Here is a 19,359-nt window from a genome sequence, read left to right as displayed (position 1 = left end):
ATACGGGACGGGATCGGCCCCAAAGCCGACCGACAGACCCGGGATACAGGGGCGTTATTATGTCGTTTGTTTCACGGGCGCACTGCGCCATCGGGGCTATTGCCTGCCTCACATTGATCGCCAATGCGGCGATGCCGGCCGAGGCTGCGGCGAAAGCCAAGCCACGGAAATACATCTTTGACGATCTGATCACGCCCTCAATGATGGCGCCGCTTGCGCCTGAGCCCGTGCGCACGCAGTCCAACGGCGCAAAGTTCTTCTCAATCAATAGCGTTCTAGCGAAGCTGGACGGCAAGGCGCCTCCCGCTCAGCCCGTCCGGCTTGCCTCCGTCACCAGCGATGACGTCGTATCCGATGCGCCGGTCGATGTGATCACCGTGGAGCGCCCAACGACGACAAACGAGCCGTTCGGCCTGTTCACGTTCCGCGCGCCGGAAGGCGTGCTGTGGCGGAAATGGCGTGGTGTCCAGAACGACATCGCAGCCGATCTGCGCGAGGCAGCGAATTGCAAAACCGATGGCGCTACATGCAGCGAAGCGGCGCGGCGATTTACATTGATGGTGGACGATGTGCGCAGCCGCGAGGGCAAAGCACGCATCGAGACCGCCAACCGGCTGATCAATACTGCGATCCGTTATACGAGCGATCTCATCCAGCACGCCACAATCGACGTCTGGTCGTCACCGCTGTCGTCGCTCAGCAGCGGCCGCGGCGACTGCGAAGACTACGCAATTGCCAAATACGTGCTGCTGCGTGAAGCCGGCGTTGCCGAGCAGGATCTGCGCGTGCTCCTGGTGCGCGATCGCGCGGTGCGTGAAGACCACGCTGTTCTTGCGGTGCGCATCGACGGCGCGTGGACGATGCTAGACAATCGTTATGCGGCGCTCTCCGCCGACAGCGAGCTTCAACATTTCACCCCGTTGGTCGAACTCGACCACAACGGCGTAAACATGTTTGCCTCGCCTTACCTGAGCCAGCAGACGCAGGACGGCGACGAGACGGTTGCGCCGGCAGCAGATAGCTTCGGTGCCGATGCCGTGGGCGACGTATCGGTGCAGCCCTCCAGCATCGAGGACACCGAGTTCGGCAAGCCGGAGACCACGCTCAACCTGGATTCAGGCGCGGCGGCGATTCCCCTGTTTCTGTAAGCGTTCGATCGCCAACCGTCTCTCTCGATATCGAAAAGAGCCCAGTCCGCCGGGCTCTTTTGTTTTGCGCACCTTCCCACGACGACCGCCGCCGATCGATAAATCTGCAAGCTCTGGCCATGTCAGCCATACCGCACCATGCTATGCTTTGGTGCAATTTTTAGAAGCTGCGCGATTTTTGAAGTTATTGATCAAAGTCATAAGGGAGGCCGTGCAATGCCAACTGACACGGTTCGTGTTTTCGCACGGCCACGACGTGAATTGATCAAACTTGCCGCGCATTGCCTGGCGGTCTGGCTGTTTCTTGCAGGGATCAGCACAAACGCTGTCGCTCAGGACGTCGTGGAACGCATGGCGAAGGGCCAGCCCGGGAAGGACATCCGCATCGGAGTTTACATTAACATCGAGCCGGATTGCACGTCGGGACCGCTGCCCGCTATCCGCGTTATTTCAAAGCCCACCCATGGCACGGTCACCGTTAAACGGGGACGGATCAGCGGAACAAATTACAAGCACTGCGCTCCGTTGGAAGTCCCCGGACGCGTTGCATTCTATCGTTCGAAGCCCGGCTTCACGGGCGTCGACGTCATGACAATCGAAGTGAGATATCCGGGGGTACGCGCCGAAACGCAGCGCATCACAATCCTGATCAGCGAACCTCCGTGGCGGGAAATCTGATCCGCCCTGACAGATGATCAAGAATATTCGCCCGCGACGTTCGAGACGCAGCGACTAGAAATTTTACGACGCTTTAAAGAAAAAGCCCGCCGGAAACGATCCGGCGGGCTTTTGATCTTATGGCGGTTGCGATCAGGTCGTCAGGTGAAGCTGGTGCTCCGTGCCTGCGAATGTCGCATTGATAATATCTCCGTGGCTGACGCCACCCGCAAGGACGGCCACGTCATGCGACCCGCCAGCGAAATTGCCCTGCCCCGTCGCATCGACCTGAACGACGACATTGCCGCCAGATTGTTCGAGGTGCACGAACTTGTCGACATCCGACGATGACTTGAACACCTGATCCAGCAGCGCAGAGAGATCGAGCTTGTCACCATCCGCACTGTTGAAGTTGACGATCGTGTCGGCATGACCCGCGACTGTGGCCGGCAGGGCGAAGGTATCCGCCACACCATTGGTACCGGACAGGGTATGGCCGCCCTGATCGCCCGATCCTCCGAGCGAGGCATCGAAATCGACTTCGACGAACGAGCCCTTGGAACCATCGGCGTAAGTGAACGTGCCGTTGGCAGCCACCGACTGACCGTCGATGGCGCCCGCTCCCGGCGTGGCATCGAGATTGACGCTCATAATGCCAAGGCTTGCCAGCGAATGAAGTTCGCCTGCGTCGGTCACGCCGTCGTGGTTCGTATCCTGCCAAACCGACAGTTCAGCAAACGCCTGATCCTTGCTGTCGATCACACCGTCGTGGTTGCTATCGAGGCTGGCCAGCGCGGCAAGACCATCCGCGAAATGTCCACCCGCGAAGTTCGGCGTGAACAACTCGCTACCGTTGTCGATCTTACCGTTGCCATTGACGTCAAGCGCGAGCAGACCGTCCTGCCCCTTGGTCCAGGCCACCTGATCGTGACTGCCGTCGTGGTTGATGTCGAACTGAACACCGTTGGCCTGGGACGTGAATCCAAAGCCGTTGTGGTCTAGATCGAGAACGATCGGATCGACAGCCGCTCCGATCAGTGTCTTCACGTTTGTAATTGTGACGCCGTCCAATTCAACCAAGGTGCCACCAGCATTGGTCGTCGTCTGCTGGTAGATGTAAGTATCCCCATTGGCAACGAACGCAAGCGTCGCACCGGCAGCGCCTATATCCGTTTTCATCAGATACTGGACGACCGCGGCAACATTCGAGGCCGAAGTCACCGAAAGTGAATCGCCATCGCCATCAAAGAAGGTTGCCATGCCGGTGGTGGCACTGACGGAATGCGAGTCCACCGTGCTGCCGCCAATCGTCAATGACGAATTGACGCCATTTACATTGCCCGTGGTTGCCAGAACCGGCGCGACACTGAAGTCGAGCTTATCCGCCGTACTCCCGCTTCCCCAATCAGTGATGACATCGTAGCCAGACACAGTCCCATGTTCGTTCTTGTTACTGCCGGTAGCCGCGGCTGCCGTAACCGGCGTAGAATCGCCTGCAGCAATCACGAAGGTATCGCTACCCGCACCACCGGTGAGCGTATCAGCGCCAGCACCGCCAATGAGCGTATCGTTACCGGCCCCACCAATCAGGGTGTCGTTACCCGAACTACCGGTGATCGTATCGTTGCCCGAGCCGCCAGTGATTGTGTCGTCACCCGACGAGCCCGTGATGATCAGGTTCTCGGATTGATGCGACAGATTCAGCGTGGTGCCTCCTGTCAGCGTCACGTTCTCAATATTTGCGAGCTGGTTATCACTGCTGTCAGTGAAGCTGCCGGTGAGCTTCAGCGTATCGGTGCCGTCGCCCAGATTGATCGAGCTGAAGCCAGACAGTGAGCCACTCACCGTGACCGTATCACCGCCGGCGCTGCCCGTCAGTGCTTCCACACCGCTGAGCGTACCAGCCGTGAAATTAACCACCGTCGCATTGGTAAGGACGATCGTGTCGGTGCCATTGCCGCCGGCAATCGACGCATTATTCGCAAAATCGTTGTTGGCGAGATTGAACGTGTCGTTGCCGTCGCCACCGCTGAGCGTGTCCTTACCGCCGCCGCCGGTGATCGTGTCGTCGCCCGACCCACCTGTGATGATGTCGTTGCCCGACGAGCCCGTGATGATCAGGTCCTCGGACTGATGCGACAGATTCAGCGTAGCAGCGGCTGTCAGCGTCACGTTTTCAACGTTCTGGAGCTGAGCGTCGCTCGTATCGGTGAAGCTGCTGGTGAGCTTCAGCGTATCGTTGCTGCCACCGTCAAGGTTGACCGATGTCAGGTCGGCCATCTGGTCGCCGGTCAGCGTCAGCGTGTCGTCCGCAGCCGAGCCCATCACCTTGAAGGTGTCGACATGGCTGACCGTTGTGGTAACAGCGGAGATATCCGCCGTTCCGGCTACTGCGATCGTCAGTGTATCGGTCCCGCTAACGAGATCGATGGACTTCAATGCCGCGAACTGCTGGGCATTAAGGGTCAAGCTGTCGTCACCGGCGGAACCGGTGGCCTTCACCGTCTCAACGCTCGTAATCGTGGGCGTTCCGAGCGCGGAAATATCCGCGGTCCCGCTCACGTTCACGGTCAGCGAGTCGTTGCTGCCGCCGCCGAGGTTGATGGTGGAGAAGCCGGCGAACTGCTGCGCCGACATGGTCACCGTATCGCTCGACGAGCTGCCGATCAGCGTTTCGACGTTGCTGATCGTACCCGTGATGAAGTTGACTGTCGTTTGGTTGGTGAGCGTGATGGTGTCGCTGTCAGCTCCGCCATCGATCGTCTCACCGGCCACCCAGTCGTTATTGGCGAGTTGGAAGTTATCGGTGCCCGCGCCGCCCGAGAGCACATCCGCACCGCCATTTCCATCGATGGTGTCGTTGCCGACACCGCCGAAGATGTGGTCCACGCCACTGCCGCCGGTCAGGAAGTCGTTTCCACCGAAACCGTACATGACGTTGGAACCGCTGGAGAGCGGAGCCTGTATCGGATTGCCTGAGGTACCGTTGGTGCCGTCCGTCCCGACATAGACGCCGATCACGTTGGTCGCATTTCCGGCAGCATCGGTGATGGTCACCGTGCCCGATTGGGCCGAGGACTGCGCCGTCGGCGTCAGCGTGAGGTGAGTGCCGTTCGAAGAGGTGGCCAAACCGGCAGGACCTGCCACCGTTACCGTCTCCGACACATCGAAGCTGATGCCGGTTTCGCTCACGACCAGGTTGGAAACCACCGGAGCCGTCGTATCGATGGTCAGCGAATACGGCGACGAGATTGTGCTCACATTGCCCGCTGCATCCGTTGCCGTCGCCGTGTAGCTGTGCGTCGAGCCGTCCAATAGCGCGGGCGTATACGTGAACGTTCCGCCTGTCGCCGTACCGGTCGCGACCTGCGTTCCATTGTCATAGAGAATGACAGTGGAGCCGGATACGGCGCTGACGGTCACCGTCGGCGTCGTGTCGTTGGTGGAGCCAGTCGTCACCGTACCTATGACCGGCGAAGCATTGTCGGACACCGAAATGGTCGGCGCCGCAGGTGCTTCGGTATCGATGATCACCGCGTAGCCGCTCGACGCGACGCCTGTGTTGTTGGCGGCGTCGGTGGCCTTGGCAGTAAACGTATGGCTGCCGTCATTGAGCGAAGCCGGCGTGAAGGTCCATGCACCGGTGGTGCCATCGGCCAACGCCGTGCCGATTGCCGTGCCACCATCGTAGATCGTCACGGTTGAACCGATTTCGGCGGTGCCCGAAATCGTCGGCGTCGCATCGTTGGTCAGACCGCCAGTCGCGATGGTCACGCTGCCCGACGGATAGTTGTCGACGACACTGGTGATGGTCGGTGCCGCCGGCGGCGTGAGGTCGATAGCTTGCACCTCCGACAACGTCTTGGTCACCGAGCCCGACGACTCACCCTCGAACACGAAGTTCTCGACATTGGTGAAGGTGTCGGTGATCCCGTTATGCGTGATCTCGACTTCGTTGTTACCGGTGCTGTGGATCGCGGTGATCTCACTCACCTTGAAATCAAGCTTCGCGGTATCTGTGCTGGCGCCGCCGTCGAACTCGACGTGGTGGTTGTCGCCATCGGAGCGGGCAGTCAAATCGAGAGTGTCGGCCGAAGCGCCACCCGTGACATGAACGGTCGAGGTATCGAGCGCCGTTCCGGCGAGCGAGCCGACATACTTGACCGTTCCACCACCGGAGCCGAGGTCGATATAGATGTCCTCGATGCTGTCCATACGAATGGTGGAGGTGTTTCCACCGCTGACGATGGTTGCCACGATGTCAGTATGGGCAACACCGTCGGTTGAGATGATGTCGGTGCCGCCAGTCGCTGCACCGATCGTGATCGTAACGGGAGCACTGCTCGTGGCGATGTGCAACTCATCCGAGCCCGAACCGCCGTCGACGATGTCGTTGCCATCACCGACCGTGTAGTAGATCTTGTCGTTACCTTCCTGGGCGTAGATGACGTCGTTACCCATGCCAGCGGTGATCTGGTCATCGCCGCCGCTGCGGCCGCTTTCCTTGGCCAGATCCGCCGCATGGTCCTTGATGTATGCGAGCGTGTCGGCACGGGTCCAACCGGAGTTGCCGCTTTCAAGCGCCGCGAACACCGCCCAGCCCGATCCGGCCGGATAGGTGGTTGCAAGACCCTTGGCGATGGCCAGCGCGTCAGTGTTCATGACATCGCCATAGATGATGTCGTTCCCCGTTCCCCCGTTGATGACATCGCCGCCCGCCACGGACTGTACAGTGCCGCTGCCGGCGAGGCTGCCGATAACGCTCGTCAGGTCGCTGGGGTTCTGGACATTGGTGTACTGATGCTGGCTGTCAATGTTATTGAGCGCATTGATAGCGCTCTGGTTGCCACTAACCCCCAGACCCACCGCCTCGATCGTGTAGCCGGCAGTGCCGATCGCATTGATCTGCGACTGGGTCGCATCCGTTGTCGGTTCGCCATCGGAGACGAAGATCACCTTGTTCACCGACGCACCGGTCAGCGGGGCGTGGGACACGGGATCGTTGCTGTTAGTGCCGGGATTGATGTAGTCGAGCGCGGCATCAAGACCGCTGGAGTAATTGGTCCCGCTACCCGGATCCGCACCGATATGCAGACCCTGACCGTTCTTGTCGTGCGCGACGTCGAGTGCCTGCTGCAAGATGGTCGGATCAACAGTGCCGTTCTTCACGATATCGAACGTGCCAAGCTCCTTGTAGCCGCCGCCGAAGGCAAAGAGACTCACACGCACATTGTCGGCGCCCGATGTCGACAGGCTGCTGAGCAGCGCAGCAACCGCATTCTGCATCGCGGCCATCTGCGACGACGTCAGGCTCTGGGTCGTGTCCAGGACCAGGACGAAGTTGGCGCTGGCGCCCTTGCCGACGGTCGGCGTCGCACCCGGATCACCAGCGATGATGTCGTTGCCGGCGCCGCCGATCAGCGCACCGTCCGTGCCGGCCGGACCATTCGGCACAAAGTGGTCGTAGCTCGTGTCATTGTGAGGAGCAGCCGAAGTGTCGGCCTGGTTGGAGCCGACGATGAGCCCGCCGGTATCGGCCAGCGTGATCGTCAGCGTCGCCGGATTGCTGACGTCATTGTCACCATCGGTCAGCGTGTAGGTAAACGTATCGGTGCCGGCCGCTCCGGACGTGCGGGTGTAGGTGTAGCTTCCATCCTCATGCAGCACCAGCGTGCCGTGCGCGCCTGCGACCGTGAAACTGCCGCCGCTTTCGGCCACCGAGGCACCGTTGTAGGAAAGCCCGCCGACATGTGCGCCATCCGCGCCCTGCACATCGGGGCCGCCCGTGCCCGAACCGCTGGCGATGGTGCCGGCGATCACATTGCCCGCAACTTCGGCGCCGGATGCCGCCGTACCCATGCTGTTGGTGTCATCGTGCGCGACCGACACATCGTCCACGATGCCGATGCTCAGCGTGGTCGACGCAGGCGAGCCATCCGAATCCTCAACCTTGATCGCGAAGTCTTCATGGGTGGCATCGCCAACCGTGTTGTCCGCGAGAGTGTAGGAGTAGCTGTAGCCCGTCGCAGGCGTGCCGGTGATCGTCAGGGTGCCATAAGCGCCCTCCACCGTCCCGCCATTGGTGACGTCACGCTGCGTGCCATGAATGTCGGTCACGTAGAGATGACCGATCGTGTCGTGCCCCGTCGTGATCGCCAGCGAGCCGGTCGCCGTCTCGCTCTTATCGCCGTTGCCTGTGCCGCCGCTGGCGGCGAACTCGCCCGAACCCGCAGGCTCGTTGCCGCGCGCCGGCAGACCCGCCTCGTTGACGCTGGTGTCCGAACCATCGGCAATCGCGATGGTCGGCACAGAGTCGTGCTGCAACTCGATCGTAACATTCGCTACGGACGAATCGCCGTCGCCATCGACGATCTGGTACTTGAACGTGACCGTCCCTTCCTCGCCTGCAGCCGGCGTGTAGGTAAAGGTACCGTCACTGTTGTAGACTAGATCTCCGTGGCCCGACAGCGTTCCAGCTACCAGGCTCACCTTCGTCGCGAGGTTCACGCCATCAGCGCCCTGCACGTCGTTGGCGAACACGTTCACCGTCACAGGCGCGTTCTCGTTTGCCTGATTGGCGCTGTCATCATGCGCGACCGGGACGTCGTTCACGATGCCGACGCTTAGTGTCGTCGACGCCGGCGAGCCGTCCGAATCCTCGACCTTGATCGCGAAGTCTTCATGGGTGGCATTGCCAACCGCGTTGTCCGCGAGGGTGTAGGAGTAGGTGTAGCCCGTCGCAGGCGTGCCGGTAATCGTCAGGGTGCCATAAGCGCCCTCCACCGTCCCGCCGCTGGTCACGTCAATCTGCGTGCCGTGAATGTCGGTTATGGAGAGATGACCGATCGTATCGTGACCCGTCGTGATCGCAAGCGAGCCGGTTGCCGTCTCGCTCTTATCGCCGTTGCCCGTACCGCCGCTGGCTGCGAACTCGCCCGAACCCGCAGGCTCATTGCCGCGAGCCGGCAGCCCCGCCTCGTTGACGCTGGTGTCCGAACCCGCCGCAACGCTGATGGTCGGCACCGAGTCTGGCAGGAGATTGATCGTCACCGTCGCGACGGACGGATCACCGTCGCCATCGACGATCTGGTACTTGAACGTGACCGTGCCTTCTTCGCCCGCTGCCGGCGTATAGGTAAAGGTGCCGTCACCGTTGTAGACCACTTGTCCGTGGCCACCCGTCAGCGACCCTGCCACCAAGCTCACCTTCGTCGCGAGGTCCACGCCATCGGCGCCCTGCACGTCGTTAGCGAACACGTTCACCATCACAGGCGCGTTCTCGTTCGCCTGATTGGCGCTGTCATCATGCGCCGTCGGCGTATCGTCGGTGATGTTGATGGAGAGCGTCTTGGTCGCTTGCTCGCCGTCGGAATCCGTTACCTTGATGGCGAAGTCATCATGCGCGGCGTCGTCCGACGCATTCTTCGTCAGCGTGTAGGTGTAGTTGATCGATGTCGCTGTGACGCTGTCGATGTGCAGCGTGCCATAGACGCCGGCGATGTCGATACCAGCAGAACCGATAGCCACGGTCGTTCCGTTGATCGTCACGACCGTCGGCGTATCACCCTGCGCGATTGTAATCGTTCCCTGATGCCGTTCGCTACCATCACTGTCGTTGGTCGCGTTGCCGTCGGCGATCTCGCCGCTGCCGGCAGGCATGCCGTCATGGGCCGGCAAACCGGCTTCGCTGACGGAAATCGACGAGGCCGAAATCGTGGGCTGATGATCGGTAGACTGGACGTTGATGACGAAATCGCCGTTCTGCAGCGTCAGATGATCTCCGTCGGAATCCGTCACCGTGACGAACTGCGAGAAGTCGATCGAACGCAGCGTGCCGCCGTCGATCGGCTTGAACAGATCGAACGTGGCGTGGCCATCGCTTGTGATGGTCAGCGTGAAGATCTTCTCGTTGCCCGCCATGCCGGTGATCGTGTGACCGTCCGACGAGGACAGCGTGATCGGCGTGCCGTTGTAAGTCGGCGGAGCGACGTTCGCGCCTTGGGTGAAATGGAGCTGCTGCGAGGCAAACGGCGAAACCGACCACGTGCCGGGCGAATCCGCGCCGACGGACACCAGCGACGTCAGATCGACGCTCGTCTCCACCATGTGCGGTTCGCTGGTCACGGTCGTGACGGTTTCCGTCACGTTCAGATTGTCGACCACCACCCGGCCGGAGAACCCTGCGGGCGGGATAATTTCGAGCTTCGAAATCTGAGCGTCATGGAATATCGGATCCGCTGAGCCATCGAAGACGCTCGTAACCGCCGCCCCCACAGAGCCGACGTGGTCAGCGTTGAACGTTACCGTGGCGACAAGGTTTCCGTTCGCGTCATACCCCTTAAGCACAATGCCCGAAGGACCGACACTCCCAAAAAGGCCCAGAGCGATGCTGTTCAGGGCGAAGGTCGTGCCGGTATCTGCAGTCAAAACCAGCGTCTTTGCACCCACAGGCGCGTCCGGGCCCTGCAGGACGCCGTTGACAGCCACAGCACCCGTTCCGCCACTGGCAGTCAGATGCGCTGCGCTCAATCCGGTCGTGCTGAAATTGAGGTTGTGAGTCTCCACGGTCTTCACGACAAACATATCGGCTTCGTTCACGGACGAAGTGATCTTGTTCGTATCGGTCAACACCGGCACATCGTCATTGACGTTGACCGTGAAGGTGCCTGTGGCCTGATCGCCATCGGAATCGGTCGCGGTGTAGTTGAAGGTCAGCGAGATGTCATTCTCGTTGCCGCCCGCCGTGTGGTCGAGCGCGTCGTGGAGGGCGACATGGAACGCGCCGGTGCCATCGTCAGACAGCGTCACCTCGATGACGGTGCGCGTTACACCGCCATGCGTCGCCGTGCCTATCAGCTTGGTGTGATCTTGCGACCAATTGAACGTAATCGCGTCGCCATGCGAGGTGAGCGTCCCGCCGGTGATGCCGACCGTGGTGTTTGTGAAGGTCAGGCTGCGGCCGACGCCATCCTGGGTGAATCCAGTTGCGTCGCTGTAGCTGTCATTGGCGTCGTCGCGGTCCGCGCCCCAGTTGATGTTGAGCTTGCCGGTCGCCGTGGCTTCATTGCCGTCGCCGGTGCCATCCTGATGATCATTGTTCGGCACAGTGACGTCACCCGGCTGGGCATCGTTGTTGCCGGTCACGGAATCGCCGTTCGAAACCTTCAGGCCATCCTCATCGACCGTCACCGCGCTCGCCGACGCCGCCGTCGGCGCATCATCGTCGAACGTGATTTCCAGAGTGCCCGTGGCGTGCGAACCATCGCTGTCGGTGATCGTGTAGGACAACTGCACGAGGATGTCGCCGTTTTCAGCGTCATTGCCCCCCGAATGCAGAATATTGTGCAGTAACGTCACCTGATAGTCGCCGGTGGTGGGATTCACATCCACCGTGAACAGTGCCAAGCCATCGCGCTCACCGCCGGACACCGTCGCCGTCAGAACGTTATTTACCCAGGTGAACTTTACGTTCTCCTGGCCGATATGGGCACTTGAGAGGTTTTCGAAGCTGAACGCGCCGGGACCATCGCCGCCCATGCTGCCCGCGAGCTTGCCGGTGAAGGTGGCTTCGCTGACGTCAGTGGGCTTATCGTTGGTATTGGCGTTGAGATCACCGTCGGTGCTGTTCGGGTTGCCGCCGGTCAGACCATCGTCATCTACCGCGGCATGGGCTGTACCGCCCGTCGGGACGTTCGCATCGGTTACGGAAATATCGATGTTCGCCGTCGATGTATCGCCGTCGCGATCGGTCACAGTAAACGTCGTGTGAGCGACCACTGCGCCGTTGGTGTTGTCCACGGAATTGTCTGCAGTGAAGATATACGACCCGTCCGCCTTCACCTTGATGATTCCGGGTCCGATGTCGATGGACTGCGAGTAGCCATTGCTGCCGAAGTCCAGTTTGACACCACCGATGTGCGTAACGGTCGCGCCATCCCCACCGCCGTCGAAATGCAGCGTGCCGGTGATCGACGCGTGTTCCGCGACGGTTCGCGTTTCTGCCGAAGCCGTCGGACCATCATCGGCGAAGCGGATATTGCCGCCGAGATCGATGGTCGCGCTGGACTTTGCGGTGTCACCGTCACCGTCGGTGATCGATCCATCGCGTGTGAGCGAAATCAAATTGTTGCCCAGCACCGCGTACTGATCGTCGAACGGCGTGCCACTGGCGGACGGATCCTGGCTGATCGGATGGTCGATCTGGGCGTACTGCGTCAACGTGACGACGCCATTGTTGTCGACTGTCAGCTTGAAGATCGTGTTGCTGTCGCTGATATTTCCGTTCTGCGAAGTCGAGCCGACGATGCCGCCGTGACCGTCGCTGTAGAGATAAATCGACTTGCCTTGGCTATCGAGATGCGAGTCAGCGCCATTCCCCCCATTCGCCGTAATCGCCAGCTTGTAGGTCAGGTTGGTGCTGCCGGCGCCGTCGGCACCGTAGGACGTCGTGGTGGTGAACACGCCGCCGAAGTTCGCCGTCGAGACCGCTTGATCGCTTGCGTTGCCGACGGTGTCGGCGTCATGCGTCGTAAGCTGAACGCTGTTATTGTCAGACGCGGTGATCATGATCGACGGACCATCGTCTTCGAACGTGATCTTATTGCCGATGTTGTAGGTCTGGTCGACGGAGTCACCATCGCCATCCGTCACGGTGACCGTGACCTTCACGGCGCCGTCGATGATCGACTGCTGAACCGGATTCGGATTGTCGTTCGGCGAAGCGTCGTTGTTGTTGGAACCGTTGTCGTTGCTCTCGTCGAAGTCGCCACGATCATCATGCTTGATCGGGACATACTGCTCGACCGACATCACACCGGTGGTCGGGTCGATGTAGATCGCGAATGCCGCCGGATCGCTGGACGAGACGTTGCCATCGTGGGTGTCGTAACGACCGACGATCAGGTTCGGGCTGACCTCGAACAGCTTGATCGCGTGCGAGCCATCAGTGGTGTAAAGGCCGCTGAACGCACCGTTGCTGGAAACGTCGATGGTGAACACCGTGCCGCCGTTGGCTGCGGGGCCATCAGCGCCGTAGTTCGGGGTGACGGAGACAATCGCGCCGTGGCTCTGCGCCACGGTGGTTACGAAAGTCGAGCCTTCGCCCGGCGTGCCATGGTTGCTGACGGTGACCGGGAACGAATTGTTGGTGTCGTCGTTCTGCAGGCCCGGCGTCTCGTCGATGGTGACGAGCGTGCCCGACTTCAGCACGAAGTTCGGCTCCGGCATGTCGTCATCGACATTGATCGTCAGGCTGCCATTGGCGGTGTCGCCATCGCCGTCGGTGACGCCATACTTGACCGTGAATTCGACGTTATTCTCGGTGTTGTCGCCAGGCTTCCCATCGAGGCTCGGATGGTCGATGGCGTGAAGCTGCGTGACCTTGTATTCGCCATGGGTCGCGTCGGTGAGCTCGATCTTCAGAACGTCGATGCCGTTCTGCTTGATCGTGATCGTCAGTCCATCGCTGGAGACGGACTCCGAGAAGCCCATGCCGGACGGCAGATCGACACCGGTCAGCTTCGTGCTGCCGGCACCATCCGCGCCATAGTCATGCGACAAGGTGCCGTGATCGTTTTGTGGCGCGCTGTCGTCACCCGGACCACCCTCGTTGCCGCCTGGAAGATCGTCATCTTCAAGCGCCACGGTCTTGTTGGACCCGACGCTCGGGCCATCATCGAGGAACGTGATCTGCTTGCCGATATTGACGGTGTCCGTCGACTGATCGCCATCGGAATCCGTCACCGTCAGCGTCACGGCGATCTTGCCGTCGAGCGACTGCTGAATCGGATTTGAGCTCTCGTAAGGCTGCGCATCTGAGTTATGCGAGCCGTTGTCGTTGGACTCGTTCGAGTCGCCGCGGTCATCGTGCCGGATCGACAGATACTGCGCGACGCTCACCTCACCATCGGAGCCGATCGCGATGGCGAAAGCCACCTTGCCGTCGAACTGGCCGCCCTGGACCGTGCCGATGATCAAGCCGCCGTTCATCGACAGAAGGATATGGCTGCCATCGGTCACTTGGAGGCCGGAATCCGCACCGCCAACAATGCTCAACGCATACTGATGCGGATAGGCCGGAGCATCCGCACCGATCGTTGAATGGTCGCTGACCACGGCGCCGTCGCTGTGTGCGTAGGCGATCGCGCCCCTGCCTGGCGTGCTGCCGTTGTTGTCCGTGTTATTGCCGCCGAACACATCCGGATCTTCTCCGACAATGTACTTCCCGTTCACCTTGGTGGATTCGAGCGCTGCAAACAGACTCCGGACGCTGTTTGCCGAGGTGTTGTCCGCGTTGTTGCCACCGCTTTCGTCGACTACAACGGAGTAACCGGTCAGGTCGATATGAGCCTGCGGCTTGTCGTCGGCGATCGTCACCGTGAACTTGCCGCCCAGATTGACGGTATCGCCGTCCTTGTCGGTGTAGGTGATGATCGATCCGAGATCGACGTCCGGGATGCTGTGCTGAACGCCATTGCCGTCAGGCTGGCCCGAGCGCAGGTCGTCGCCATCACCCGGCATATGAATGAGTTCATCGTAGAGACGGAACTCGTAAGCGCCGGTCTCTGTGTTCAGCGTCAGTGAGAAAACCGGATTGCCCTGCGGATTGGGCTCATAGCCGGTGATGATAATCTCGTGCGAGCCGGCAGGACCGTTTGAAGTCTGATAAATCAGTTCCTTGCCGTTCTGACCGTCGCCCGTTGCAGTCTGCTTCGAGAACAGGTGCAGGCTGGTGAGAATGTCCTTGGCGTTATTGGTGAATCCGAACGTGCCAGGCAGATCGGAGCCGCCAGAGACCAGCCCTGCGAGCGAGCCGGTTACAATCGCCGCGCCAGTGGAGTTTTCCGTCGTCGATCCATCGGCACTACCGTCGTTCGGGCTGGTGCCGTGCGACCATGCGGTGTCGATGTCGTTTTCAGCGACGGTGCGGCTGATGACTTCGCCCGTAACGACAGGAATATCATCGGTGACACGGATCGTGATCGAGGACGACGCAGTGTCGCCATCGCCATCGGTCGCGGTGAAGCCGAAGTTCAGGTTGAGTGTATTTTCGCCGCCACCATTCGGATGGTCGAGCGGTCCCTTCAGTTCAAACGAGAACGTGCCCGAGGTGCCAGCATCCGGATCGAGCGTCAGCGTGAAGATCACGTGTGATGGGTCACCCTTATACGCGATCAGGGTCTGGCCGCCGTCCGGATTCGTCGTGATCTCATAGGTGAGCGCGACGCCGCCCGATGTCAGAGCATGCGTAACCGGTGTTCCGTTCTGATCGGTGACGGTGATGGTCGGATGCGTCGAATCCGTTTGCGCAAAGGTCAGCGCCTTGGCGCCGTCCGAGCCCCAGCTGACGCCAAGGTCCTTGTTGCTGAGCACCGTGTAGTCATTGGTGTCGGTCGGATTGTCGTACTGGTCATTGCCATGGGCCAACACGTCTTCATCAACGGTCCAGTCGCGCTGGCCGTTAGAGGTCACCACCGGAACGTCGTCGGTGACGCGGATCGTGACCGATGACGACGTGGTGTCGCCGTCGCCGTCCGTCGCAGTGAAACCGAAATTCAGGTTGAGCGTGTTCTGGCCATCGCCAGTCGGGTGATCGAGCGGTCCCTTCAGTTCGAACGAGAAGGCGCCCGATGGATCTGCATCCGGGTCAAGCGTCAGCGTGAAGATGACGTGCGACGGATCACCCTTGTACGCGATCAGCGTCTGACCACCGTCCGGATTGGTCGTGATCTCATAGCTCAGCGCGACGCCGCCCGAAGTCAGACCTCCCTCAACCGGGGTGCCATTCTTGTCGGTGACAACGATGGTCGGATGCTCAGCATCCGTTGCCGTGATGGTCAGCACCTTCGCGCCGTCGGCGCCCCAATTGACGCCGAGCGGCTTGTCACTGAGCACGGTGTAATCGTTGGTGTCGGCCGGATTGTCGTACGCGTCGTTGCCGGTCGGCAGCACGTCTTCGTCCAGCGTCCAGTCGCGCAGTGAGCTGTTCTGAGCAGGATTGACCGAGGGACCGTCGTCCTCGAAGAGAACGCTGCCCGAAATATCCGCGCTGCTGGTGGTGTGGTCGCCGTCGCCATCCGTCACCGTAACGGTGGCAAGCACCGTGCCCGATTTCAGGGAGACGCCTTCATCGTTGCTATTGGTGTCCGGCTGATGCAACGAGACGTACTGCACGATCGACAGGTTGCCGTTCTGATCGATGCTCAACGCAAAAGCCGCCGTTTCCGGCGTATGGCCGGCATCGCCATCCGCATCGTAGCGACCAACGATCAGGCCGTTCTCCTCGAACAGGTAGATGTGCTGTCCGGCGGTCGTGGTCAGGCCGGAATCCACGCCTGCGGACGAAACGGTGAGCCCAACTTGAATCGGATTCGTGGCGGCGGCACCGTCGGTGCCGTAATCCGGCGTGCCAAGCACGATGACCGGATGCTTGCCTTGCGCATATTGCGGCTCACCACCCATATCGGGATCGGAACCCTTCAAACCTTGGACAGAGTCAAACAGCGCACTGACCTGGGAGGCCGCAACATCATCGCTGCCTGGGTCGATACCGTGGGTTTCATCGATGATGACGACGCCGCCCAGCTTGACGTTGGCGAGGAAGGTGCCGGTGTTGTCGCCGGCGGTGCCGATTTCCTCGAAGGTCAGCTGGTTGTCGCCGCTGCCTGCGGTGACATCGATCGCGATGGTCTGCATTACGCCCGAATGCGGCGTGTACTCGCCGACCTGGACGCCGTTCCAGAACACCGCAAGCTTCGCGCTGCCGTCTGCAGCGTCAGCCGCTGCACCGATTTCGAATGTCAGGTGATAAACTTCACCTTCGCTGAGACCGCCGATGGCCTGCGTGAGCTTCAGATTGCCCGGGGTCGCTTCCATGTCGACCATGACGCTGTCGGTCGGGCTGTCCGCGCCGCGGTAGCCGTCGCCCACGCGCTCAAGCTGCACGTTCGACGCGCCGTCGTGATCTGACGCAGTGATATGCCATGCGCCTGCGGTGCCGGTGGTGTTGACGCCGCTGCCGGTGCCCCACTGGTCGTTGTTCGGCGCGAAGCCGTCGAAGAACAGGCCATTGGCCGCGCCGTTTGCAGCCGAAATCGCCAGCGGCGCCGGACCATCGTCCTGGAAGCCGATGCTGCCGGTATCGTTGTTGGCAAGCACAACCGTCGCAGAGTCGGTCGCCTTGTCACCGTCACCATCGGTGATGGTGGTCGTCAGCGTCACGCCAAGGCTAGCGTCACCGCCAACCAATTGGAGCAATTGCTGGGAATCAAAGTTGTTATTGTCGCCGCTGGGGTCGTTCGCGTCACGATCGGCGGCACCTTGGTCGATCGGCATGTACTGCTGAACCACAAGCTGACCGCCGGAGAGGTCGCTCGCGTCCGTCAACGTGATACGGATCGCGATCGCGCCGTCGTTATGGCCATTGGCATCCAGATGGTTGCCGACATAACCGACGATCTCGGTGTCGCTCACCTTCACGAGGTAGACCGTATCGTCCCCATATTTATGGGTTGGATCCGTGACCTTGAGTGTGGTCGCGATGCCGCCGCTCGCTGCACCTTCGCCAGTCAGATTGAGCGCATAGGAATAGGTGATCGACTTCTCGCCGTCCGCGCCCGCGTGCGTCTCGACACTGAACAACGACTGCAGGCCACCAAGGCTCTCGCCTTCACCGGCAGCGGTCGACATCTGGCCGATCGGATTGTGGCCGGTCGGATCTGGATGTGTGTTGCCTGTGTCGTCGCTGGCGCCGTCAGTCGGCGATTGCAGAGAGCCGCGGTCGCCGCCGATCGATTCATCGAGCGACACGAGCAGCGGGTGGGCCCCCTGTTCATCGCCGCCCTGCTGAACAGTGTTGACGACAACTGTCGGAGTGTCGTCATCGATGTTGAACGTCAGCGTGGCGGACGACTTGTCGCCGTCACCGTCGGTCGCGGTGTAGGTGAACTGGACGTGGATGTTGTCTTCCCATCCGATCTGCGTGCTGCCTTCGGAGCCGTCGTTGGTCAGCGGCTGCGCGAACGGCGCATGGACATCGAACGTATAGTTGCCCTGGGAATCGACGGTCAGCGTGAACGCCGGATTGTTTTCCGAGAAATGAGCGCTAATGCCGATCAGCGTGCCGCCACCATTGCCGTCGGGGTGCCAAACGAGCGTCACGTTCTCCGGCGTGCCAGCGATCCCTGTCTGCGGATCGACGAAGATCACCTGCAGCGCCGGATTCGACTTGTCGTCAGCGGTCACCGTGACGTGCGGTTGGCCGTCGAGGCCTGTGAACGAAACGGCCTTCAGACCGTCAGCGCCCGGTGCGATGTCAAGCTTGCCGGATACGGAGGTCGCCGCGCCCGCGTCATCGCCATTGCCGCCCAAATTACCGTGCAGCTGACCTTCGTCGTCGATGGTCGCGAACTGCGTGACGACTTCTCCGTTTCCTTCCCGTCCCTCACCTTCGCCGATGACGACGGTTGTGTCGGTCGGCTTGCTGTCATGCGCCTCCGGCGTATCGTCATTGATTGCGAGAGTGAGCGTTCCGGTCGCCGTGGTGTTGTTCGAATCCGTCACCGTATAGGTGAGGTTGAAAGTGTCGCTGGCTTCCGTGTTGTCGGCCAACGCGTCCGTGTGGTGGTGCAACGGGCTTAGCAGCGTGACGGTATAGTCGCCGTCAGCCGGATTGGTGATGACAACCTTGAACACATCGCCGCTGCCGTCATTCGCGGTCAGCGTGTGAGTCGCGTCATTCCAGGTGAAGGTCACGGTAATACCGTTGATCACCTGCTGCACGCCATTCATTGCAGCGAAGCTGATGCTGCCAGCACCATCCAGGCCGAAATCGTGACCCAGCGTACCGCTGAAAGTAGACGGAGCGTTGATATCGCCCGGTCCGCCTGGGTTACCGAACACGCCGGGGATTTCATCTTCGTCGAGCGCAACAACGTCATTCCGCAAGGCGGACGGAATGCCATTGATGAAATCGTTCTGTCGGAGAACCGTGTTGATGTTGAAGTTCGGGAGATCTTCCTGGCCGAGCAGATCAAGTGGATTGGGCGCAGCGAGCGGATCGACGCCGACGCTGGTGAAGTTCGCACCCGACGCCTGCGCGCCCGGGCCGTTGCCATCACCTGCCGCCGGCAGGATTGAACGGTCTTCAGTGACGGGGAAGAGCGCGGCGAATTCGGTACCGGTGAGATCGCGGCCCGGCGAAACCTCAACCGTAACTCCGCTCAGCGGTGTGCCGTTTGAATCGAAGAAGGGCTCGAGCGTGACCGTCGACTTGTTGTCGAACAGGATGATCAGCTTCTCGCCGATATGCACCAGCGTGATGTTCTCGCCGGCGATAGATGAGAGATCGGCTTTGACGCTTCCGTCGTAGCTCAGCGGCACGACCACTGACTGGTCGCCGAAGGGCTTCGTAACTTTGACGATCCGTGCTGGAGGTCTGCCCGAGGTCTGAGTTGCAACGTTCGCTTGAGCAACCTGAAAAGGTCCGTTCATGCCAATGCCTCAAATAAAAATTCAAAAAGAATAAACCCCGAACGGGGTCGTTAACGGCTTCTTA

General features: G+C 60.7%; 3 protein-coding genes. 2 read left to right on the top strand and 1 reads right to left on the bottom strand.

The features are described 5' to 3' along the window. The first annotated feature begins 59 nt into the window (after positions 1-59). Both ACZ5C3_RS07605 and ACZ5C3_RS07600 read left to right on the top strand, forming a co-directional pair. Positions 60-1,148: a transglutaminase-like cysteine peptidase gene (locus ACZ5C3_RS07605; protein ID WP_464036560.1), complete on the top strand. Its 1,089-nt coding sequence runs from the start codon at positions 60-62 to the stop codon at positions 1,146-1,148. Between the two features lie 216 nt (positions 1,149-1,364). Further along, positions 1,365-1,826 carry a hypothetical protein gene (locus ACZ5C3_RS07600; RefSeq protein ID WP_464036558.1) on the top strand — a complete coding sequence of 154 codons (462 nt, stop codon included), beginning with the start codon at positions 1,365-1,367 and terminating at the stop codon, positions 1,824-1,826. Between the two features lie 132 nt (positions 1,827-1,958). Here the strand turns inward: ACZ5C3_RS07600 and ACZ5C3_RS07595 are convergent, their stop codons facing one another. After that, a complete protein-coding gene (locus ACZ5C3_RS07595; protein WP_464044620.1) occupies positions 1,959-19,295 on the bottom strand; it encodes a T1SS-143 repeat domain-containing protein in 17,337 nt (5,778 codons plus the stop codon). Positions 19,296-19,359 lie beyond the last annotated feature (64 nt).

The organism is Afipia dichlorophenoxyacetatis (assembly GCF_055386385.1).
The sequence above is the reverse complement of the archived record's forward strand: the minus strand, read 5'-3'. Positions and strand labels throughout refer to the sequence as shown.